Genomic DNA, 21,773 nt, shown 5'->3' with positions numbered 1-21,773 from the left:
GGGCTACGCGGCCACGGAGTGCGCCGGGTCGTAGGCCCGCCGCACCCGCTCCTGCGCCTGCGGCCCGGCCCGCAGGTGGTCCAGGCCCAGCAGGACCGCGCCCAGCACCGGCGGCGCGACGACGATCCGGGGCTCGGCGAGCGGTGCCTCCCGGGCCAGGCGCGCCGTCAGGTTGTCCAGCAGCAGTGACTGCCGGGCGGCCAGCACTCCGCCGCCGAGCACCACCGGCGTCGGCGTGTCCAGCAGGTCGAGGCGGCGCAGGGCGACCAGCGCCAGCCGGGTGATCTCGTCGGCCTGCCGGTCGATCAGCTCCAGCGCCGCCCGGTCGCCCTCCCCGGCGACCGCGAACAGCACCCGCACGATCTCGTGCAGCCGGGCGAACGGCAGGTGGCCGAGATGGACGGCCTCGGCGACGGCACCGGCGCTGGGCAGGCCGAAGTGCTCGGCGATCGCGGGCGCGAGCGCGGTCGGCCCGCCGCGCCCGTCCTCCGCGCGGACGGCGTGCCACATGCTGCTGACGGCCAGGCCCGCGCCGCCGCCCCAGTCGCCGGTGAGCTCGCCGAGGGCGGGGAAGCGGGCGGTACGGCCGTCCGGCAGCAGTCCGACGCAGTTGATGCCGGCGCCGCAGACGACGGCGACCCCGCGCGGGCCGTCGGTGCCGGCCCGCAGCAGGCCGAAGGTGTCGTTCACGACGGTGTTGCTGACGCCCCAGGGGTGGGACTCCAGCGCCACCCGCAGCGCCTCCTCCTCGACCGGGAGGTCGGCGTTGGCCAGGCAGGCGCTGACGTGGCTGGTCAGCGGGCCGGTCCAGCCGGTCAGCCCGGCGGCCGCGGCGGCCTCCTCGACCAGCGGGGCGAGGCCGGCCACGGCGGCGGCGCCGCCGGTCTTCTGCGGTGTGAAGCCGCCGCCCCGGGCGGAGCCGAGAACACGGCCGTCGGCGCCGACGAGGGCGACGTCGGTCTTGGAGTTGCCGGCGTCGATGGCGAGGACGCCGGGCAGGTGTGGTTCGGGCTGGTGGGTCATCGGGTCCCCGCGGCTCGTCGTACGTGGCCCGGCCGGGGGTCTTTCCCGGCCGGGGATGGCTTCTCCTCCCGGTCTCCGCCGGGCGCCGGGCGCCGGGCCGCGGGAGGCCCGGCCCGCACTCCCCCCACGGAGTGCGGGCCGGGGGACCGAGGCCCGGTCCGGCGCCGGGACGGGACCGGCACGGAGGCCGGGCGGGTCAGGCCCAGGCGAGGTGCTCGCGGTTGTGGGCGAGCAGCCGGTCCGTGAGCCGGTCGGCGAGTTCGATCTGGCCGACCAGCGGGTGGGCGAGCAGTGCGTCGAAGACCCGGTCGCGACCGCCGCGCAGGGCGGCGTCCAGGGCCAGGTGCTCGTAGGAGGTGACGGCGGCGACCAGGCCGGCGTACAGCGGCTCCAGCGGGCGCTGCGGCAGCGGGCGCACGCCCGCCGCGTCGACCTCGGCCGGCACCTCGATCACGGCGTCGTCGGGCAGGAACGGCAGCACTCCGTCGTTGCGGGTGTTCACCACCTGCACCGAGGTCCCGCCGCCGGTGCCGAGCAGGGCGGCGATGAGCTGCACCGCCGCCTCGGAGTAGAACGCGCCGCCGCGCCGGTCGAGCAGCTCCGGCTTGGTGTCGAGGGCCGGGTCGGCGTACAGCTCCAGCAGCTGCCGCTCGATCTCGGCGACCTCGGCGGCCCGGGAGCCCTTGACCTTCAGCTCCTCCACCACCAGGTCGTGCTGGTAGAAGTACCGCAGGTAGTAGGACGGCACGACGCCGAGCCGCTCGACCACCCGCTGCGGCAGCCGGATGTCGTCGGCGATCTCCTTGCCGAAACCGGCGAGCAGTTCCGGCAGCACCTCCCGGCCGCCGGCCGCGCCGGGCGCGTCCAGCAGGGTGACGCCGCGCTCCCAGCTGAGGTGGTTGAGGCCGACGTGGTCGAGGCGGACCAGCTCCGGGTCGACCCCGAGGTGCTTGGCGAAGCGGCGCTGGAAGCCGATGGCCACGTTGCACAGGCCGACGGCCTTGTGGCCGGCGTTCCGGAGCGCGCGGGTGACGATGCCGACCGGGTTGGTGAAGTCGACGATCCAGGCGTCCGGGTTGGCGCGGCGGACCTTCTCGGCGATGTCGAGCACCACCGGGACGGTGCGCAGCGCCTTGGCGAGGCCACCAGCGCCGGTGGTCTCCTGGCCGACGCAGCCGCACTCCAGCGGCCAGGTCTCGTCCTTGTCGCGGGCGGCCTGTCCGCCGACCCGCAGCTGCAGCAGCACCGCGTCGGCGTCCGCGACGCCGGCCTCGATGTCGGTGGTCGTGGTGACGACCGCGCCGTGGCCCTGCTTGGCGAAGATCCGCCGGGCCAGCCCGCCGATCAGCTCCAGCCGGTCGGCGGCCGGGTCGACGAGGACGAGTTCGCCGATCGGAAGGGTGTCCCGGAGCCGGGCGAAGCCGTCGATCAGCTCCGGGGTGTACGTAGAACCGCCGCCGATGATGGCCAGCTTGAGTGCGGACATCAGCCCTTGACCCCTGTCAGTGTCACGCCTTCGATGAAGGCCTTCTGTGCGAAGAAGAAGAGGACGATCACCGGGGCCATCACCAGCAGGGTGGCGGCCATGGTGAGGTTCCAGTTGGTGTGGTGGGCGCCCTTGAAGGACTCCAGTCCGTAGGAGAGGGTCCAGGCGTCGTGGTTGCTGCTGGCGTAGATCTGCGGGCCGAAGTAGTCGTTCCAGCAGTAGAAGAACTGGAACAGCGCGACGGCGGCGATGGCCGGCTTGGCCATCGGCAGCACCACCCGCAGCAGGGTGCGGAGTTCGCCGCAGCCGTCGATCCGGGCCGCCTCGATGTACTCCTTGGGGATGGTCAGCAGGAACTGCCGCAGCAGGAAGATCGAGAAGGCGTCGCCGAAGGCCATCGGGATGATCAGCGGCCAGAGCGAGCCGCCGAGGCCCAGCTGCTTCGCCCAGAACAGGTACATCGGGATGATGGTGACCTGCGGCGGCAGCATCATCATCGAGATGACCGCCATCATCGCCAGGTTGCGGCCGCGGAAGCGGAACTTCGCGAGCGCGTAGGCGACCGGCAGGCTGGAGACGATGGTCAGCACGGTGCCGGCGAGCGCGTAGAGCAGGGTGTTGCGCCACCAGGTCAGGAAGCCGGGGGTGTTCCAGACCTTGCCGTAGTTGCCCCAGTTCCAGGAGGTGGGCCAGTAGTCGGTGGTGAGTGCCTGGCTGTCGGTCATCACCGAGGTGAGGAAGACGAAGACGAACGGCAGCAGGAAGAAGAGGCCGGCGGCGATCGCCAGCGAGTGGACGGCCACCCAGTTGAGCAGCGCGCGCCGGCGGGCGACCCGCTCGGCGGCGGTGACGGGGCCGCGGGTGGCGCCCCGGCCGGTCCGCTTCCCGGGGGCCTCGGAGGGGAGGGTCGAGCTGAGAGTCATGATCGTGTCCTCACTGGGCCGCTAGTCGTCGCTGGCCATGAAGCCGGACTTGCGGCGCATCAGCACCGAGGTCACGGCCATCGAGATGACGAACAGCACCAGGGCCACGACGCACGCCGCGCCGTAGTTGAAGCGCTGGAAGCCGAGGTTGTAGACCATCTGCGGCAGGGTCCAGGTGGAGCCGTTCGGGTAGCCGGGCTCGAACTGCTGGCCGGAGTTGCCGGCGTTGCCGGCGGCGACCCGCCCGGCGACGAACGCCTGCGTGTAGTACTGCATGGTCTGGATGACGCCGGTGACCACCGCGAACATGATGATCGGCGAGATGTTCGGCAGGGTGACGTAGCGGAACTTCTGGAACGGGCCGGCCCCGTCGAGCTCGGCGGCCTCGTACTGCTCCTTCGGGACGTCCAGCAGGGAGGCCATGAAGATGACCATCAGGTCGCCGACGCCCCACATGGCGAGCAGGGTGAGCGCGGGCTTCGACCAGTTCGGGTCGGCGAACCAGCCGGGCTGCGGCAGTCCGATCTCGCCGAGGAAGTGGTTCACCGGGCCGGTGCCGGGGTTGAGCAGGAAGGCGAAGGCGACGGTGGCGGCCACCGGCGGGGCCAGGTACGGCAGGTAGAAGGCGGTGCGGAAGAAGCCGACCCCGGTCTTGATCTTGGTGATCAGCAGCCCGATGCCGAGACCGAACGCCACCCGCAGGCTCACCATGACGACGACCAGCCACAGGGTGTTGCGCAGGCCCTGCCAGAACGCCGGGAGGTCGTTGAAGACGTAGTCCCAGTTCTTCAGGCCGGTGAAGGTGGGCGAGCCGAAGCCGTTGTACTTGGTGAACGAGAAGTAGATCGTCGAGATCAGCGGGTACAGGAAGAAGACGCTGAACCCGATCAGCCAGGGGGAGAGGAAGGCGAGGGTGCGGGCCGCCGCCCGGCGGCGCTTCCGGCGCAGCAGCTGCTGCACGGGAGGCGCCGCCGGGGCGGTCGCTCCGGCCCCCTTGCGGGTGGCGGACGCGAGTGACATGGGAGCTCCGAGGACGGGCCGGGCGTGCGGGGTGCGGGGTGCGCGCTACTTGGCCTGGGCGATGGCGGCGTCGATCTCCTTGGCGGTGGCGGCGAGGCCGGCCGTGAGGTCGGTCTGCTTGCCGGACTCGTAGTCGTAGCCGAGGTTCTGCACGGAGACCAGGTAGCCGCCGCCGTTGACGACGGCCGGCGTGGTGCCGGAGCTGGCGTGCTTGGCGATGTTCACGAAGGTCTTGAAGTTCTCGTCGGCGACCAGCTTCGGCGACTCCAGCGCGGCGAAGGTGCTCGGCACGTTGTGGATCGCGTTGGCGAAGGAGACGACCGCGTCGGTGTCGGTGGTCAGGAACTTCACGAATTCCCAGGCGGCGGCCTGCTTCTTGCTGGTGCTGGCGATGCCGACGATGGTGCCGGTCTGGTAGCCGCGGCCGTAGGTGTCCTGCTGGTCGTCCGGCACCGGGAACGGCGCGGTCGCCCAGTCGAAGTCCGGCTTGTCGGTGGCGAGCGAGGCGGTGCGCCACTCGCCGTCGATGGCCATCGCGACCTGGCCGGTGTGGAACGGGTTCTTGGCGCTGAACTCCTCGCCGAAGGTGGCGCGGTACTTCTCCAGCTTGTCGTAGCCGCCGAGCTTGTCGACCATGCTCTTCTGCCACTTCATCATCGCGGCGACCTTCGGGTCGGTGGCGACGGTGGACTTGCCGGCGGAGTCGAAGTACGTGGGGCCGTACTGGCCGAGGAAGTGCTCGGTGGTCGACTCGTAGCCGTGGTACAGCGGCATGAAGCCGAGCTGCTTGTAGCCGTCGCCCTCGGGGACGGTGAGCTTGTTGGCGACCTCGGCGAACTCGGTGAAGGTCTTCGGCGGGTTGGTGATGCCCGCGTCGGCGAAGGCCTTCTTGTTGTAGTACAGGCCGAAGGCGTCGCCGAGCAGCGGCAGGGAGCACTGGTTGCCCTGGAACTGCGTGTAGTTGAGCATCGCGGCCGGGAAGGTCTTGGCGGCGTCGATGCCGTCCTTGGCCAGCAGCGGCTTGAGGTCGACGAAGGCCTTGGTCGAACAGAACATGCCGACGTTGTTGGTGGTGAAGGAGGACACCACGTCGGGGGCGTCGTCGCCGCCGGCCCGCAGGGCCTGGTTGACCTTGTCGTCGGCGATGTTGCCGACGGCCTTGACGTGGATGTTGGGGTGGGCCTTCTCGAAGGCGGCGATGTTGTCGTTGATCGCCTTCACCTCGGAGTCCTGGCTCCAGCCGTGCCAGAAGGTGATCGTGACGTCCTTGCCACTGGCGGAGTCGTCGCCGGAGCCGCCGTCGCTGCTGCCGGTGCAGGCGGTGGCGAGCAGGGCGAGGACGGCGCTGCCGGTGACGGCGGCGAGCGTCCGGCGGCTTCTGCGGGCGGGAGAGGTGGTGGATTGCACTTCGAGGTCCTCCTGGGGGTGCCGCGGGCAGGCGTCATTGCCTCGGGTCCCGCGTTCGGGATGGGGAGAGGTGGGTGCAGGGTCGAGCGGTGCGGGCCGTGCGTCGGGCTGTGTGCGTGGGCCTGTGTGCGTGGGCCTGTGTGCGGGGGACGTCAGTGGGTCGAGAAGACCGCCTCGCGGGCGGCGGCCAGCGCGCGGGCCAGCGCGCCGATCAGGACCGGTGAGCCGGTCAGCGTGCTGCCCCGGACCTCGGGCCGGGCGGGCGAGATCCTGGCCAGCTCCTCCTCGACCAGGGCCCGCAGCCGTTCGCCGCCGGCGGTCGGGACCCCGCCGGAGAGCACCACCAGCCGGGGGTCGACGACGGCGACGATCACGGCCAGGCCGACGGCCAGCCGGGCGGCCAGCTCGGTGAGGAAGGAGTCGCCCGCGCCGGGGGTGTCGAGGGCCCGGGCGACCGCCTCCTCGGCGCTCGGCGCGGCGATCCCGTGCTCCTTGGCCAGCGCCCGGACGGCGGGGGCGCCGACGAGTTCCTGGAAGCCGCCGGAGTTGCGCCGGCGGGCGTCCCGGACCGGCGAGCCGGGCACCGGCATGTAGCCGACCTCCCCGGCGCCGCCGGTGAAGCCGCGGTGCAGCCGGCCGGCGATCACGATCGCGGCGCCGGTGCCCTCGCCCGCCCACAGCAGCACGAAGTCCTCGAAGCCGCCGGCCGCGCCGGAGGACTGCTCCGCGACGGCGGCGAGGTTCACGTCGTTCTCGATCGTCACCGGCGCGCCGATCGCCCCGGCCAGCCCCTCGGCCAGCCGCGGCGCGTGCCAGCCGGGCAGGTGCGAGGCGTACCGCAGCTTGCCGGTGACCGGGTCGGGCGCGCCGCCGACGCCGATCACCACGGTGTGCAGGGCGTCCTCGGCGAGCCCGGCGGCGCGGACCGCCCCGGCGACCGCGTCGGCCACCCGGGGCACGGTCGCGGCGGCCTGCCAGCCCTTGGTGGGGACGACGTGCTCGGAGAGGGTGGTGCCGCTGATGTCGGCGACCGCGACCCGGACGTGGCTGTTGGTGACGTCCAGTCCGGCGACGTAGCCGGCGGCGGGATTCACCTGGTACAGCTGCGCGTTGGGCCCCGGTCCGCCGGCCGTGGTGCCCACCGGCAGCACCAGCCCGGCCGCTTCCAGCCGCGCCAGCAGCTGGGAGGCGGTCGGCTTGGAGAGTCCGGTGAGGGTGCCGATCTGGGTGCGGGAGAGCGGCCCGTTCGCCAGCAGCAGTTCGAGCGCGGCGCGGTCGTTGATGGCCCGCAGGAGGCTGGGAGTGCCGGCGAGGGGGGTCTTGGTGTGGCTTCTGGTCACGGGACGATCCTCCTCCTCGGGGCGGCCGGGATTCCGGTCGGGCCAGGCGCGAACTGTTAGGAAACTTTCCAGTCGCTTGGGACAGGACCGTACGGGCCCCGTCAGCGGAGTGTCAATGGCCCTTCGCACGGAGGATGCCGACTCGTTACCCGACGGCCCCGGGACAGCACGGAGCCCCGCCTCCGAGTGCTGCGGAAGCGGGGCTCCGGGAGGCCTGCGCCGATCGGTCAGGGCGCCTTGGTGCCGTCGTCGGGCGGGCGCACGGGGGCCGGTATCGGGGTGGCCGCCTTGTAGCCCGCCGAGGACGGGTCGGCCAGCGCGGACGGCGGGGCCGGATCGGTGCCCGGCGCCGGGGCCGCGGCCGCGCCGAGGACCATCGCGGCGGCCGTCCCGGCGGCCGCGCCCGCGGCGACGGCCGGCCCGACCTCCTCCTTGACCTTGATCCCGGCCTCGTCGAAGACCTGCTTGAGCCGCTGGCGCAGCGCCCGCCCCACGCTCAGCGACTTGCCGGGGGCGGTCCGCGCCTCGACCCGCAGCACCACCGAGTCCGCCGCCACCGACTCCACGCCCAGCACCGAGAACGGCGCCCAGACCAGCTCGTCGAACGGCGACTCCTTGGCCAGCGCCTCGGCGGTGTCCTTGATCAGCGCCTCGACCCGCTCCAGGTCCTCCTTGTAGCCGACCTGGACGTCCACCGAGGCGGTCGACCAGCCCTGGCTCATGTTGGCGATGCGCTTCACCTCGCCGTTGCGGATGTACCAGATCTCGCCACCCGCGCCGCGCAGCTTGGTCACCCGCAGGCCGACCTCCAGCACCGTGCCGGTGGCCACCCCGGTGTCGATCTCGTCGCCGACGCCGTACTGGTCCTCCATGATCATGAAGACCCCGGAGAGGAAGTCGGTGACCAGGTTGCGGGCGCCGAAACCGATCGCCACACCGGCCACACCGGCACTCGCCAGCAGCGGCGCCAGGTTCACCCCGAGCGCGGACAGCACCATCAGCGCCGCCGTGCCCAGGATCGAGAACGACGCGACGCTGCGCAGCACCGAGCCGATCGCCTCGGCCCGCTGCTGGCGCCGCTCGGGGTTGACCACCCCGGTGTTGGCCAGCAGCCCGCCCAGCCGGCTGGGCTCGTCCTCGTTCTCGCCCGGCCGCACCATCCGCGTTATCAGCTGGGTGATCACCTTGCGCACCATCGCCCGCAGCACGAGGGCCAGCACGATGATGAAGACGATCCGGACACCGCTCGCCAGCCAGTCCTGCCAGTGCGAGTCGAACCAGCTGGCGGCCTGCCGGGTGGTGTCGGAGACCTCCTGCGCGCTGGTCGGGATTCTGAGGTCCGGCAACTCCGGAGCGGTGGGGGTCGGGGACGGCGCGGGCGTCGAGGCCGGCGTCGTGGTGGACGCGTCGGCGAGGAGGCCGGCGGCACCGGAGCGGAACACGTACGGGACCTTCCTGCAGGGGTCGTGACCCGGTCCGCCGCCGCGGCGCCCGCCCGGGACTGGCACGCCCCTGGCCTGCGGACCGTCCGTCTACCCTAGCCGCCGTCCGGCCGCCGGCTCGACACGCCGAACGGTCCGGGCCGGTCCGCCGCAAGGCGCGCGCACCCGTCCGGACGCCCCGTCAACGCGTCCGCACGCCGGGTTCCGCGCTGCTCCGCTCGGCCCAGCGGTACCCCGGCGGGGCACCGGAGTGCAACCCGCGCTTCCCCCGGGCATACCGGGTATGACAGAACCCACACCCGGAGTTCACACCGGGTCCGTTACACAGGAGTGGTGGCGCCGTACAAAGGCGTAAGGCGACACTGGGGTGGATCACGCACCCGTTGCGCGATCGAACCGCTCGTCCCGGCGCGAGCCACGCGCCGCAGGCGTCCAAGGAGGCATCCGTGCCGCATGTCCTGGTCCTCAACGCGTCCTACGAGCCGCTCGGCGTCGTATCGATGCGCCGCGCACTCATCCTCGTCCTCAATCACAAGGCGGTCAGCCTGGAGGACTCGGGGGTCACTCTGCACAGCGCCACCAGCGCCCTTCCGGCGCCGTCCGTCGTCCGTCTGACCCGCTTCGTCCGGGTCCCGTTCTGCGGGCCGGTCCCGCTCACCCGCCGGGCGCTGTTCGCCCGCGACCACGGTCGTTGTGTCTACTGCGGGGCCGCCGCCACCAGCGTCGACCACGTCATCCCGCGCAGCCGGGGAGGCCAGCACCGCTGGGACAACGTGGTGGCGGCCTGCCGCCGCTGCAACCACACCAAGGCCGACCGCCACCTCACCGAGCTCGGCTGGCGGATGAAACGACCACCCGCGCCGCCCAGCGGCCTGGCCTGGCGGATCATCGGCACCGGGATCAAGGACCCGCGCTGGCGGCCCTACCTGGAACCGTACGGCGGGAACGACCAGCTGCGCGCCCCGCAGTGGGGCGAGTACGAGCACCACGACCATACCGACCCGGCCCACCCGGTCCCGCTCGGCCGGGCCCACGCCGGCCACCCCGCCCCCGTCCGCCGCGGTGAGCAGCCGGAACCGCTCTCCGCCTGAGTCCGCACCACAAGGGCTTGCCCGTCATATTTCCCGGTACGCCTCATGGGCCGCCGCGCACCCCGCACCGGGGAGCGCGGCGGCCCGCCGTCCGCCCCGGTACGGGACGCGCGGCGGGCCGCAGGACGCGCGGCGGGACGGAGGTCAGGGCTTCGGCCGCGGACCCGTCGGACTGCCGCTCGGCGTGCCGGCCCCGGCACCCGGGCCGGTGGCCGTCGGGGAGGGAACCGGTCCGGTCGGGGAGGCCGAGGGTGTCGGCACGGCCGGCGGCGTGGTCGCCGTCCCGCCCCCCGGGCCCTCGGGCCGGCCGCCCGACTGCTGGCCGCCGCCCGGCTGCCCGGTCGGCGGTGTCACCGGCGGGGTGACCGGAGGCGTCACCGGCGGCACCACCTGGTCCACCGGGGCGACGGCGTACAGCTCGACGCCCCAGAGCGAGTAGCCGTACTTGGTCGCCCTGGCCACACCCTGGATCCGCAGGAACTTCGCGCCCGGCGCGTCGAAACGCACCGTCTCGTTGCCGCCCCTGCCGTCCCCCACGGTCGCGACCGTGGTCCAGGACCGCCCGTCCGCCGAGGACTGGATCTTGTACGCGGCGGCGTAGGCGGCCTGCCAGTGCAGCACCACCGAGCCCAGGTGGGTCGCCTTCGGCAGCTCCAGCTGCACCCAGGCGTCGTCCGCCGCCGGTGAGGACCAGCGGCTCTTCGGGTCCTGGTCGGCCACCGCCGCGGCCGGGAAGTTCGGGGTCTCGTCGCCGGAGGAGGTGGCCTGCGCGGTGATCGCCAGATCGGGACCGCCGGTCGGCGGCACGACATGCACCTGGAGCACCTGGCGGACCGTCGTCTGCCCGGCCACGAACACCACCGGCACCTGGTACGTCCCGGACGGCGTCTCCGGTCCGGCGGTGACCAGCAGCGGCACGCCGACCTTGCCGCCGCGCGGCACGCTCACCCCGGTCACCGGCGCCACGGTCAGCCCCTTGGCGACACCCGGCACCTCGGTGCGCAGCTCCCCGGTGACCCCCTCCGGCCGGCCGGCCTCGACGGTCACGCGGGCCTGCACCGGCGCGGCCTCGCCGATCACCGCGTCCACCGAGGCGTCGGCCAGGCTCAGCCGGGCCGCCGGGGCGTCCGCGTACCAGGGGATCACCTGGTTGACCACGGGCGGCTCCCCGCCCGGCTTCCAGGCCAGCCGGAACGCGTCGGCGGGCTGACCGCCGGCCGCGAGCTCGTTCCACCCCGGCTGCACGGTGCCGATCTCGGTCCAGGTGCCGTCCGGGTGCCGCACCGCGACGGCCGCCGAGGCCCGCACCCCCGGATCGGTGAGCACGGTCAGCCGGTCCAGCGGCCGGGCGGCGCCCAGCTCGACCGTCAGCGGCTCGTCCTGCGCGGTCGGCGCGGTGGCCGCGCGGTAGGCGGTGTCCGGATTGCCGTCCAGCACGGCGGCGGCCGAGGAGCCCGGCAGCGCGGCCGGGCCGCCGGAGACACTGGCCGGCAGCTCGTCGGGCGCGGTCACCGAGAACTCGCGCACCGCGACCGCGGTCTTCTGCGCGGCGGTGGCCCGCAGCCGCACCGCCCGGACCACCGTCCCGGCCGGGACCTGCGCCGAGACGGACTTCTGGTTCTTCACCGAGGCGAGCTTCTTCCAGCCGCCCTCCCCGGTGGAGTACTCCAGCACGCCGTCCCGGATGTAGTCGTCCAGGGCGCTCTGCCCGTCCGGACCGTTGCCCCAGGAGCCCATCAGCACGGTGACACTGCCGACCGGGCGCCCGTCGCCGAGGTCCAGGCCGACCGAGTCGCCCTGCTGCGGCGGTGCCGAGCTCCAGTAGAAGGTGTCCGCGACGCCGTCGGCCATCAGCGCCGGCAGGTGGTCGTGCGCGGTGCCCAGGGTGGTGGTCGCGGTGACGCCGCCGCCCTGCACCCCGGCCCAGGTGTCGGCCGCCTGCAGCGCCCGCTCCAGGAACGGGCCGAGCACGCCCGCGCCGACCGTCGCCGGGCTCTGGCCGAGCTGCTCGCGCAGTTTGGTCAGCTCCACCCGGGCCTTCCAGGCGGCCCCGCCGTCGCCGCCGCGCTGGGCCAGCAGCATGTCCAGGGCGGACTGCCCGGCCAGCCCGAAGTCGCGCAGCGGCGCCAGCCAGGGCGCGGCCTCGGCGGCCAGCGGGGCGGTCGCCTGGGCGGCCGCCAGGGTCTGCTGGGCGTCGGCCATCGCCGTGAACGCCTCCCGCAGCGGGGCGGCCGACTCGATCAGCCTCGTCAGGTCCGGCGCCGCCCCCGAGGTCGGCTCGGCGGACGCCCAGAACCGGTCCATCAGCGGCAGCAGGTAGCCGGACTCCTGCTTGGCCAGCGGCGAGGACACGCTGTTCCCGGCCAGCGCGGTGACCGCGGCCAGGGTCTCCCCGGTCGGCGTGGCCGTCGCGCCGGTCGGCCCGGCCAGCGAGCGCAGCGCCGCCCGCCAGGAGTCCTCCGCCTTGTAGGCGGACGGGTTCCAGGCGAAGTCGCCGGCCGTGGAGAGGGCGATCCGGGAGGCCACCGGCTGCCGCATCGCACCGGTCAGCATGACCGCCGACCGGGTCGCCACCTCGCTGTCCCGGCCGGTGTAGGCGCCCAGGAAGAGCCGGTCCGGGGTGGCGTCGTTGACCGGGTAGTTGTCCATGGTGACCAGCGGGTGCCCGTACAGGCCGCCGGTGTCCGCGACCTGGGTGCCGGTGATCCGCTCCGGGATCACCCCGACACCGCTCCAGGCCACCTGCACGGCGGGGGGCAGCGCGGCGGCCAGCGCCGTCCGGTACGGGCTGGAGCCCTGCTGGTGGTACTCGGTGGGGACGACCGACAGCGGCGCCAGGCCCGGGTTGCGCGCGATCAGCCGGTCCTGCACCTTGGCCGCCAGCTCCGCCTGTGCCTTCGCGGCCGCGGTCGGGCCGGTGCCGTACCTGGACCGGTCGTCGGAGCAGTGCCACTCCTCGTAGGACACGTCCAGGAACTGCAGCTGGAAGGCCGAGAAGCCGAGCCGGCGCAGCCCGTCCAGCTTGGCCACCAGCGCGTCCGCGTCCTTCCCGGAACTGAAGCAGAAGGACTGCCCGGGGTCGATCGCGTACCCGAGGGTGACGTGGTCGCGCGCGGCGCGGACGCCCAGCGCGCGCAGGTCGTTCTCCCGCTCCTGCGGGTAGGCGTCCCGCCAGCGGGCCAGCCGGTACGGGTCGTCACCCGGCGCGTAGAGGTAGAAGTTCTGCTTCGACCGGCCGAGGAAGTCCAGCTGGTCGAGCCGCTGCTGCTGCGTCCACGGGGTGCCGTAGAAGGCCTCGGCGGTCCCGCGCACCGGCGCTCCGGACGGCCAGTCGCGCAGCACGATCCCGGGCAGCCCGAGCCCGGCCGCGCCGGGCAGCTGGCCCTGGTCGGCCGGGACGGCCGCCAGCAGCTGGCGCAGCGACTGCGCGGCGTAGAAGGTGCCGGCCGCGTCGGTCCCGGCCAGCACGACCGCCCCGTAGCTGCCGCCGCCGGCCACCGGCAGCTGACCGGCCGCCAGCACATGGCCGCCGGACGGCAGCCCGGCGGCGGTGGGCGCGGCGGTGTCCGTGCCGCCGGCCGCCACGGTGAGCTCGCGCAGGATCCGGTCGGTGTCGCCGCCCGCGCCCTCGGCGGGGCCGCCGACGTACACCACCAGCGAACCGGCCACCGGCGGGTTCGGCGCCGGCCGCGCGGTCACGTCGGTCGCGCCGGCGATGCCGAGGACCTCCCGCACCGCGGCCACCGCGCCGGGATCCGCGTTCGGCGCGGTGACCAGGGTGACGGCGCCCGGCACGGTGACCGGCCGCCCGGTCACGCGCTGCTCCTGCGGACGCGGGAACACCTGGGGGTCGCCCAGGCTGCCGAGCGGGGTCTGCGGAACGCCGCCCGCGGTGCTCACCACGTCCGGACCCGGCGGGTACCCGGGCGCCACCGCGTACGCGGCCGGGCCGCTCACCAGCAGGCCGCCGACCACGGCGGCCGCCGACAGGGTGGCCGCCACCTGGAGGGTCCGCCGGCTCGGCGCCCCCGGGCGGGCGGCCCGGGCGCGCTCGGCCCGGACCGAAGGCAGCAGCGGCGAGGTGCCCTTGAGGTCGGCGATCAGCCGATCGGCCGTCCTGGGGGCCAGTTGACGGCATGTCCGTGCGGTGGCCCGGCGGGCCGCGAGCGCCGTCGGGTGCTGGAGCACTTCGCGCAGCGCCGGGCTCTGCTCCAGCTGCTGACGGAACCGCCGGCCGGCCACCTCGGACACTCGGGCTTGCACAGGAGCCTCCTAGCCAGGCCGGAACCACATCGCGGCACAGCCCACCAGCTCTGTTTCACGGTGTCAACGTCGTCGACGGGTATGCCGATTTTGTCCGTTTCACCCGCGACTGCAACCCTTCGTGCGCACCTCTTTTTTGGGGCTCGGCTTGCCTCCGGGGCGCTTTGGTCCGGTGCCGACGGTCGGTGCTCCCTCGCTCCTTCGTCGCTCCCTCGCGCTCTCCCTTTCGGCACCGGCGCGCCCCTTCGGCTCGCTCGCGGGCCGTGCCTGGGGGGGCAAGGACTCACCCGCGGGTGGTTGCCCCGGACTTCGCCCGCGGGTGGTGGCGCTGGACTCACCCGCTCGTGGTGCCCTGTCGGTTCCCGGTTCCGGTCCCCGTCGTGTCGCGCCGGGTCACCGGGCCGTCACCCGGGTAGGACTGTGCCTGTCCTGACTGGGCGTTGCCGAGACATCGCAGGAGCCGCGAGTGGCCGCTTATCTCGACCGTGACGGAGCCGACGCACTGGAGGTGCCGGCCCAGGACGCACCCCCGCCGCCGCCCGAGCTGGTGGCGCTGGCACAGGCCCACGGGGTGGACACCCGCCACGGCCCCGGCGGGCTGCCGGCCGGCGGCCGCACCCTGGTCGCCGTCCTCGCCGCGCTCGGGGTGGACGCCGCCACCCCGGACGCCGCCCGCGAGGCCCTCGACCGCCACCGGGCGGAGCAGCGCGCCCGCCTGCTGCCCCCGACCGTGGTCGCCCGGGCCGGGCGCCGCACCGCGCTGGACCTCCCCGCCGACACCCGGCTCACCGTCGTCCTGGAGCAGGGCGAGCGGTGGCGGCTGCCGAACGGCCACGCCCACTGGCTGCCCGACGACCTCCCGCCCGGCCGGCACACCCTGCACGCCGAGGCCGCGGACCGCACCGCCACCGCCCACCTGATCGTCGCCCCCGACCGCCTCCCCGCCCTCCCCGGCCGGGGCTGGGGCTTCCTCGCCCAGCTGTACTCCGTGCTCTCCGACCGCTCCTGGGGCATGGGCGACCTCGCCGACCTGGCGGACCTCGCCACCTGGGCGGGCTCCCTCGGCGCGGGCTTCGTCCAGATCAACCCGCTGCACGCGGCCCTGCCCTCGACGCCCTCCGACCCGTCCCCCTACCGCCCCTCCTCCCGGCGCTTCGCCGACCCGGTCCACCTGCGGATCGAGGAGGTGCCCGAGTACGCCTACCTGGCCGGCGAGGAGCGGGCCGAGGCCGACGAGCTGCTCGCCCGCGCCGCCCGGCTGCGCGCCGAGGTGCTGGTCCACGACGGACTGATCGACCGCGACGAGGTCTGGGCCCTCAAGCGCCGCGCCCTGGAGCTCCTGCACGCCGAGTACCGCCGGTACGCGGACGGGCACGGCGCCGTCCGCACGGCCGCGTTCGACGCCTACGGGGCCCGCGAGGGCGAGTGGCTGGAGCGGTACGCGGTCTGGAACGCCCTGGCCGAGCGCCACGGCGCCGACCACCACCACTGGCCGAAGGGCCTGCGCCGCCCCGACTCCCCGCACGTCCGGCACGAGGCCGCCGAACTGGCCGACCGGGTCGCCTTCCACCGCTGGCTCGCCTGGCAGGTCGACGGCCAGCTCGGCCGGGCCCAGCAGGCGGCCCGCACCGCCGGCATGCCGGTCGGCCTGGTGCACGACCTCGCGGTCGGCGTCCACCCGGACGGCGCCGACGCCTGGGCACTCCAGGACGTCCTGGCCGCCGGGATCTCGGTCGGCGCGCCGCCGGACGCCTTCAACGCGCACGGCCAGGACTGGGGCCTGCCGCCCTGGCGCCCGGACGCGCTGGCCGCCGTCGGCTACGCGCCCTTCGCCGAGCTGATCCGCTCCGCCGCCCGGCACGCCGGCGCCGTGCGGATCGACCACGTGATGGGCCTGTTCCGGCTCTGGTGGGTGCCGGCCGGGCACGCCCCGACCGAGGGCGTCTACGTCCGCTACGACGCGGAGGCGATGCTCGCGGTGCTCGCCCTGGAGGCCCACCGGGCCGGCGCCGCCGTGATCGGCGAGGACCTCGGCACCGTCGAGCCGGGGGTGCGCGAGGAACTGGCGGAGCGCGGCGTCCTGGGCACCTCGGTGCTCTGGTTCGAGCGGGACTGGCAGAGCGGGGGCGCGATCCTGCCCCCCGGGCGCTGGCGCCCGGGCAGCCTGGCCACCCTGACCACGCACGACCTGCCGTCCACCGCGGCCCGGCTCTCCGGCGAGCACGTCGAGCTGCGCCACCGCCTCGGCCTGCTCTCCCGCGCGCTCGGCGAGGAGCAGGCCGAGGCGGCCGCCGAGCTGGCCGACTGGCGGGCCGAGCTGCTCCGGCTGGGCCTGCTGTCCGGGGACGAGCCGCTGTCGGCCGCCGCGCTCTACCGCTTCCTGGCCGGCACCCCGGCCGAGCTGGTCGGCGTCTGGCTGCCGGACGTGGTCGGCGACCCCCGCCCGCAGAATCTGCCCGGCACCTGGGACCAGTACCCGAACTGGCGGCTGCCGGTCGCGGACGGCTCGGGGCGCCCGGTCACCCTGGACGGCCTGGCGGCCGCCCCGGACGCGCGGACCCTCGCCGACCTGCTGCGCTCCGTGGGCGCCCGACCGGCGGCCGGGCCCGGACCGGCTCCCGAAAGGCCGACCCCGCCGAGCGGCCCGGCGTAAGTCACGGGTAAGTTGGCACCGTGGACAAGAGGAACGCTTTGCGAGCCGGCGCGGTCACCGCCACGGTCACGCTGATGATGCTGCTGTCGTCGCCCGCCATGGCCCTCACCCGGGACGACGGCGACGACCCGGGTAGCGGCCTGAGCGTCGCCCAGACCCTCGGCCTGTACGTGCTGCTCCCGATCGCGGCCTTCGTGATCATCGGCGGCCTGGCCGCGATGCCGTACGGCAACAAGGACAAGAAGAAGTAGCCGAGGGCCCTCCGCCACGGAGCCCAGCACAGACCCCGAGGGGGCGCCGGACGAGGTCCGGCGCCCCCTCGGGCGTTCTCCGCTCCGGGTGAGGCACGGCCCGGTGCGAGGTGCGACCCGGTGCGGGGTGCGTCCCCCTCCGTGCGGGAGGGGGACGCACCCCGCCGGTGTCAGCGCTGTCCGGCGGCCCGGTCCACGGCCTGCGCCTTGAGCGCCCGCTCCACCCCGGCCCGCGCCTCGACGACCTGACGGCGCAGCGCCGGCGCCGGCTCCGCGGCGGTCAGCCAGGCGTCGGTGGCGTCCAGCGTGCCCTGCTCGACCAGCAGCGCCGGGTACAGCCCGACGATGATCTGCTGCGAGATCTCGTGGCTGCGGTTCTCCCAGACGCCCTTCACCGCGGCGAAGTACTTCTCCGCGTACGGTGCCAGCAGCTCGCGCTGGTCGGCCTGCTGGAAGCCGCCGATCACCGCCGCCTGCACGTAGTTGGTGAGCTCGTCCGAGTCGACCACGGAGGCCCAGGCCGCCGCCTTGGCCTCGGCCGTCGGGCGCGCCGCCCGGCAGCTGGCCGCGTGCTCCTGGCCGGCCGCGGTGTTGTCGCGGGCGAGTTCGGCCCCGATCGCGGACTCGTCGGCCCGGCCGGTCGCGGCGAGGCGGCCCAGCAGAGCCCAGCGCAGCTCGGTGTCCACGGCCAGACCGGGGATCACGGTGCCGCCGTCCAGCAGCCCGGCCAGCAGGTCGAGCTGACCGTCGGTCCGGGCGACGGAGCCGAGCACCCGGGCCCAGGCCAGCTGGTGGTCGCTGCCCGGCTCGGCGTCGCGCAGCGCCTGCTCGGCGGCCTCGGCCCAGCGGGCCAGGCCCTGCTCCCGCCACTCCGGGTCGGCGTAGACGTCGAGCGCCAGCTTGACCTGCCGCTGCACCGACTGGACGACGCCGATGTCGCTCTCCCGGGGCAGGCCGGAGAGGGCCAGCGTCAGGTAGTCGCGGGCGGCCAGCTCGCCGTCACGGGTCATGTCCCAGGCGGAGGCCCAGCACAGTGCGCGCGGCAGCGCCTCGGTGAAGCCGCCGAGGTTCTCGGTGACGACGGCCAGCGAGTCCTCGTCGAGGCGGACCTTGGCGTAGGTGAGGTCGTCGTCGTTGAGCAGGATCACCGCGGGGCGGTGGCGGCCGACCAGCTCCGGCACCTCGGTGCGCGGGCCGTTGACGTCCAGCTCGATCCGGTCGGTGCGCACCAGCGCGCCGTCGTTGAGCTCGTACAGGCCGACGGCGATCCGGTGCGGGCGCAGCACGGCCTCGCCCTTGGCGCCGGCGGGGAGCGCCGGGGCGGTCTGGAGCACGGCGAAGGACTCGATCTCGCCGTCGCTGTTGAGGGTCAGCGCGGGGCGCAGCACATTGATGCCCGCGGTCTCCAGCCACGCGGCGGACCAGGACCTGAGGTCGCGGCCGCTGGCCTTCTCCAGCGCGCCGAGCAGGTCGCCGAGCCGGGTGTTGCCCCAGGCGTGCTGCTTGAAGTAGGCGCGCACGCCCTCGAAGAAGGCGTCCTGGCCGACGTACGCCACCAGCTGCTTGAGCACCGAGGCGCCCTTGGCGTAGGTGATGCCGTCGAAGTTGACCTGGACGTCCTCCAGGTCGTTGATCTCGGCCATGATCGGGTGGGTGGACGGCAGCTGGTCCTGCCGGTACGCCCAGGTCTTCATCTGGTTGGCGAAGGTGGTCCAGGAGTTGGGCCACCGGGAGCCGGGGGCCTCGGCCTGGCAGACCGCCTCGGCGTAGGTGGCGAACGACTCGTTCAGCCAGAGGTCGTTCCACCACTCCATGGTGACGAGGTCGCCGAACCACATGTGGGCGAGCTCGTGCAGGATCGTCGCGGCGCGGGCCTCGTACGCGGCGTCGGTCACCTTGGACCGGAACACGTACTGGTCGCGCAGGGTGACGGCACCCGCGTTCTCCATCGCGCCGGCGTTGAACTCCGGCACGAACAGCTGGTCGTACTTGGCGAACGGGTAGGGGAAGTCGAACTTCTCCTGGAAGTAGTCGAAGCCCTGCTTGGTGACCTCGAAGATCGCCTCGGGGTCCAGGAACTCGCGCAGCGAGGGCCGGCAGTAGATGCCCAGCGGCACCTTCTGCTCGCCGTTCTCGTAGCTGTCGAAGACCCCGACGTAGGGGCCGGCGACGAGTGCGGTGATGTACGAGGAGATCCGGCCGGTCGGCGCGAAGCGCCAGACCCGGGTGTCGCCCTCGCCCTCCGGCTCGGGGGTGGGCGAGTTGGAGACCACGACCCAGTCGGCGGGCGCGGTCACGGTGAAGGCGAACGCGGCCTTGAGGTCGGGCTGCTCGAAGGAGGCGAAGACCCGGCGGGCGTCCGGCACCTCGAACTGGGTGTACAGGTAGGTCTCGCCGTCGACCGGGTCGACGAACAGGTGCAGACCCTCACCGGTGTTGGTGTAGGCGCAGTCGGCGACCACCCGCAGCTCGTTCTCGGCGGCGAGGTCCGGCAGCGCGATCCGGCTGTCGGCGAAGGCGCTGTTGTCGAGCCGCACGCCGTTGAGGACGATCTCGTCGACGCTCGGGGCGACCAGGTCGATGAAGGTGGCCGCGCCCGGGGTGGTGGCGGTGAACCGGACCACGGTCGTGGACCGGAACGTGCCCCCCTCTCGGGCCGAGCTCAGGTCGAGCTCGATGTCGTACGCGTCCACGTGCAGGAGGTCGGCCCGGGTGCGGGCCTCGTCACGGGTCAGGTTGGTGCCGGGCACTCGCAGGACTCCTTTGTCGGGCTGATGCCTGGCATCCTGCCATGTCCGCCCGCGAGTGCCGGAGGAATACTCCCCGGGTACGACGCGGGCGGGGCGGTACGGGCCGTCGGGCCCGCACCGCCCCGCCCGGGGTGTCCTACTTCTTGACGAACTTGAACACCGGCGGGTCGATGCTGCTGCGGGAGAACCCGTAGAGCGCGCCGTCCGAGTTCAGCACGAACTCGTTGCTGCTCAGGCTGATGCTGAAGGAGGAGGAGTCCTTGCCGAGCGCGATGGTGCCGAGCTCGCCGACGGCGCCGTCGGCGGGGGCGAGCGTGGCCAGCTTGGCGTCGGCGCCGTAGCCCATGTCCATGACGACCCGGACCTTGCCCTCCTTGTCCGTGCCGGAGACCAGCCGCAGGCCGTCCTTGGCCTTGCCGTCGGTCGACCAGATCCGCTTGCCGGTGTTCAGGTCGTAGGCGTTGACCGAGGGCTTGGTCGGGTTGGTCTGCACGTACAGGGTCGTGCCGCTGACCACGCTCTGGGTGATGGCGTCGCCCAGGCCGCTGAGCCGCAGGCTGTCGTAGCCGGGCTCCTTGACGGGCATCTGGGTGCCGGCCTTGTTGGTCTTGTCGAACGGCAGCACGTAGTCGCCGTTCGGGCCGCTGGTCACCGAGACCACGAGCGGCTGCTCGGAGAGCACCTTGTCGACCCGCTCGATGCTGCCGGTCAGGGTGATCGGCGCGGGCGAGGCGACCTTGCCGGTGTCCGTCTCGACGATGACCAGCTGCGACTTGACGGTGGTGTTGAGGCCGTAGCAGCGGTCGGTGACGACGATCTGGGCGCCGGCGACGGTGCCGTAGACGCTGCAGTCCTTCTCGCGCGGCTGGAACGACCAGGCCGCGGAGCCGTCGGCGATGTTGACCGCGGCGGCCGTGTTGGCGCCGATGCCGACCACCTTGTCGGTGACGGTCAGGGTGGGGGAGGACATCCGGCTCTGCCCGACCTTCACGGTCCAGCTCAGCTTGCCGGTGGTGAGGTCGACCGCGGCGATGGTGGAGCAGTCGCTGTCACCGGTGTTCAGCGCGATCGCGGCGATGTGCTTGGAGTTGGCGCTGTACGAGGCGGAGCAGAACTCCTTGGCGCCGGAGGGCACCGGGATGTTCCAGGCCTCCTTGCCGTCCGAGGTGTTGACGGCGCGGATGCCGGTGGTGTCGGCGCGCACCGCGACCTTCTCGGCGCCCCAGATGGCGAGCATCCGGGTGGAGCCGCTGACCGAGCTGGCCGGCTTGTCGGCCGCCCAGGCCGGGTTGTAGGCGCCGGCCTTGCCGCCGCCACCGCCGCCACCGGTGCCGCCGGTGCCGCCGCCGGTGGCCGGCGCGGTGACCGTCCCGCCGGTGGCGGTGGCGTCCCCGCCGGTCCCGCCGGTGACCTGGCCGGTGGTGCCGCCGGACGCGCTCGGCTCGTCGTTCTTCTTCTTGTTGTCGTCGGTGAACAGCACGATCAGCGCGGCGACGATGGCGATCGCCAGCACACCGCCGATGATGCCGCCCCAGACCATCACCGGGTTGCGCTTCGGCGGGGCGACGGGCGCCGGGGCACCCGGGTAGCCGTAGCCCGCGCCCTGCTGCGGGTAGCCGTAGCCGGCGGCTCCGCCGTCGGCGGGCGGGGCGGTGTACCCGTACTGCTGGCCCGCGGCCGGGGCGCCGAACTGCGGCTGGCCGGGGGAGGGGTCGTACGGGCCCACCGGCGGGGCCTGCGGCGGGGCGCCCGCCGGGCTCTGCGAGGGGAAGGCGGGGGCGGTGGGCGCGTAGGCGTACGCCCCGGCGGCCCCCGGTGCCCCGGCCGGCGGCGCGGGCGGCGCGGCCGGGGCCGGCGGTGCGGCCTGCCCGGGGACCGCGGCCCCGTCGAGCTGTGTCTGCTGGTCGGCCACGGCCGCCGGGTCGACGCCGCCCGCCGGGCGTCCGAGCGAGACGCCCCGGTTGTCCGGACCGCCGCCGGAAGCTTCGCCAGCCCCCGGTGTAGGGTTGTCCCCTGCCATCTGATGCCCCGTCATGTCTGGAATCGTCCCGGGAGCGGCGCGCATCCGCGGCCGCAGGGACGGGTGAGATTGGGCACCATCGTACGGGGGGCCGGTTTTCGGAC

General features: G+C 74.0%; 13 protein-coding genes. 3 read left to right on the top strand and 10 right to left on the bottom strand.

Annotated features, from left to right (window positions below):
- Positions 1-3 precede the first annotated feature (3 nt).
- From BLU95_RS12840 to BLU95_RS12810, 7 genes are all read right to left on the bottom strand, one after another.
- Complete coding sequence (locus BLU95_RS12840) at positions 4-1,023, bottom strand: N-acetylglucosamine kinase (protein WP_093860142.1); 1,020 nt, start codon at positions 1,021-1,023, stop codon at positions 4-6.
- Between the two features lie 196 nt (positions 1,024-1,219).
- Positions 1,220-2,509: a 6-phospho-beta-glucosidase gene (locus BLU95_RS12835; RefSeq protein ID WP_093860141.1), complete on the bottom strand. Its 1,290-nt coding sequence runs from the start codon at positions 2,507-2,509 to the stop codon at positions 1,220-1,222.
- Positions 2,509-3,432 (bottom strand): carbohydrate ABC transporter permease, encoded by a 924-nt coding sequence (locus BLU95_RS12830; protein WP_093860140.1) that lies wholly within the window; start codon positions 3,430-3,432, stop codon positions 2,509-2,511. The genes BLU95_RS12835 and BLU95_RS12830 overlap by 1 nt, the downstream gene beginning before the upstream one ends.
- A 21-nt stretch (positions 3,433-3,453) precedes the next feature.
- Positions 3,454-4,452 carry a carbohydrate ABC transporter permease gene (locus BLU95_RS12825; protein WP_093860139.1) on the bottom strand — a complete coding sequence of 333 codons (999 nt, stop codon included), beginning with the start codon at positions 4,450-4,452 and terminating at the stop codon, positions 3,454-3,456.
- 45 nt (positions 4,453-4,497) lie between these two features.
- Complete coding sequence (locus BLU95_RS12820; RefSeq protein WP_093860138.1) at positions 4,498-5,859, bottom strand: ABC transporter substrate-binding protein; 1,362 nt, start codon at positions 5,857-5,859, stop codon at positions 4,498-4,500.
- 152 nt (positions 5,860-6,011) lie between these two features.
- A complete protein-coding gene (locus BLU95_RS12815; protein ID WP_231978541.1) occupies positions 6,012-7,199 on the bottom strand; it encodes an ROK family transcriptional regulator in 1,188 nt (395 codons plus the stop codon).
- A 227-nt stretch (positions 7,200-7,426) separates the two neighbouring features.
- Entirely contained in the window at positions 7,427-8,641 is a 1,215-nt protein-coding gene (locus BLU95_RS12810) for a mechanosensitive ion channel family protein (protein ID WP_093860137.1), read from the bottom strand.
- Between the two features lie 446 nt (positions 8,642-9,087).
- Here BLU95_RS12810 and BLU95_RS12805 point away from each other — a divergent pair, with 446 nt between their 5' ends.
- On the top strand, positions 9,088-9,732 hold the full coding sequence (locus BLU95_RS12805) for an HNH endonuclease (protein WP_093860136.1): 645 nt from the start codon (positions 9,088-9,090) through the stop codon (positions 9,730-9,732).
- 144 nt (positions 9,733-9,876) lie between these two features.
- Here BLU95_RS12805 and BLU95_RS12800 read toward each other — a convergent pair whose 3' ends face one another.
- Entirely contained in the window at positions 9,877-13,995 is a 4,119-nt protein-coding gene (locus tag BLU95_RS12800) for a glycoside hydrolase family 84 protein (protein ID WP_231978540.1), read from the bottom strand.
- A gap of 466 nt (positions 13,996-14,461) precedes the next feature.
- Here BLU95_RS12800 and malQ point away from each other — a divergent pair, with 466 nt between their 5' ends.
- Both malQ and BLU95_RS12790 read left to right on the top strand, forming a co-directional pair.
- Complete coding sequence (gene malQ, locus BLU95_RS12795; protein ID WP_093860135.1) at positions 14,462-16,648, top strand: 4-alpha-glucanotransferase; 2,187 nt, start codon at positions 14,462-14,464, stop codon at positions 16,646-16,648.
- 20 nt (positions 16,649-16,668) lie between these two features.
- Positions 16,669-16,899, top strand: a complete 231-nt coding sequence (locus tag BLU95_RS12790; protein ID WP_030395011.1) for a hypothetical protein — start codon at positions 16,669-16,671, stop codon at positions 16,897-16,899.
- A gap of 170 nt (positions 16,900-17,069) precedes the next feature.
- On the opposite strand, the gene pepN is transcribed toward BLU95_RS12790, so the two are convergent.
- Both pepN and BLU95_RS12780 read right to left on the bottom strand, forming a co-directional pair.
- Positions 17,070-19,649, bottom strand: a complete 2,580-nt coding sequence (gene pepN / locus BLU95_RS12785; RefSeq protein WP_093860134.1) for an aminopeptidase N — start codon at positions 19,647-19,649, stop codon at positions 17,070-17,072.
- Between the two features lie 136 nt (positions 19,650-19,785).
- Positions 19,786-21,684: an outer membrane protein assembly factor BamB family protein gene (locus BLU95_RS12780; protein WP_159424874.1), complete on the bottom strand. Its 1,899-nt coding sequence runs from the start codon at positions 21,682-21,684 to the stop codon at positions 19,786-19,788.
- Between the last annotated feature and the right edge of the window lie 89 nt (positions 21,685-21,773).

It is taken from the genome of Streptomyces sp. TLI_053 (genome assembly GCF_900105395.1).
Classification (GTDB): domain Bacteria; phylum Actinomycetota; class Actinomycetes; order Streptomycetales; family Streptomycetaceae; genus Kitasatospora.
Note: the sequence above shows the minus strand (reverse complement) of the source record. Positions and strands in the feature narration are given on the sequence as shown.

What these genes read in the sequence shown, in the direction of transcription:
- BLU95_RS12825 (WP_093860139.1), bottom strand. Translation starts at nt 4,452, where the DNA reads ATGTCACTCGCGTCCGCCACCCGCAAGGGGGCCGGAGCGACCGCCCCG.
- BLU95_RS12780 (WP_159424874.1), bottom strand. Translation starts at nt 21,684, where the DNA reads ATGACGGGGCATCAGATGGCAGGGGACAACCCTACACCGGGGGCTGGC.
- BLU95_RS12835 (WP_093860141.1), bottom strand. Translation starts at nt 2,509, where the DNA reads ATGTCCGCACTCAAGCTGGCCATCATCGGCGGCGGTTCTACGTACACC.
- BLU95_RS12830 (WP_093860140.1), bottom strand. Translation starts at nt 3,432, where the DNA reads ATGACTCTCAGCTCGACCCTCCCCTCCGAGGCCCCCGGGAAGCGGACC.
- BLU95_RS12840 (WP_093860142.1), bottom strand. Translation starts at nt 1,023, where the DNA reads ATGACCCACCAGCCCGAACCACACCTGCCCGGCGTCCTCGCCATCGAC.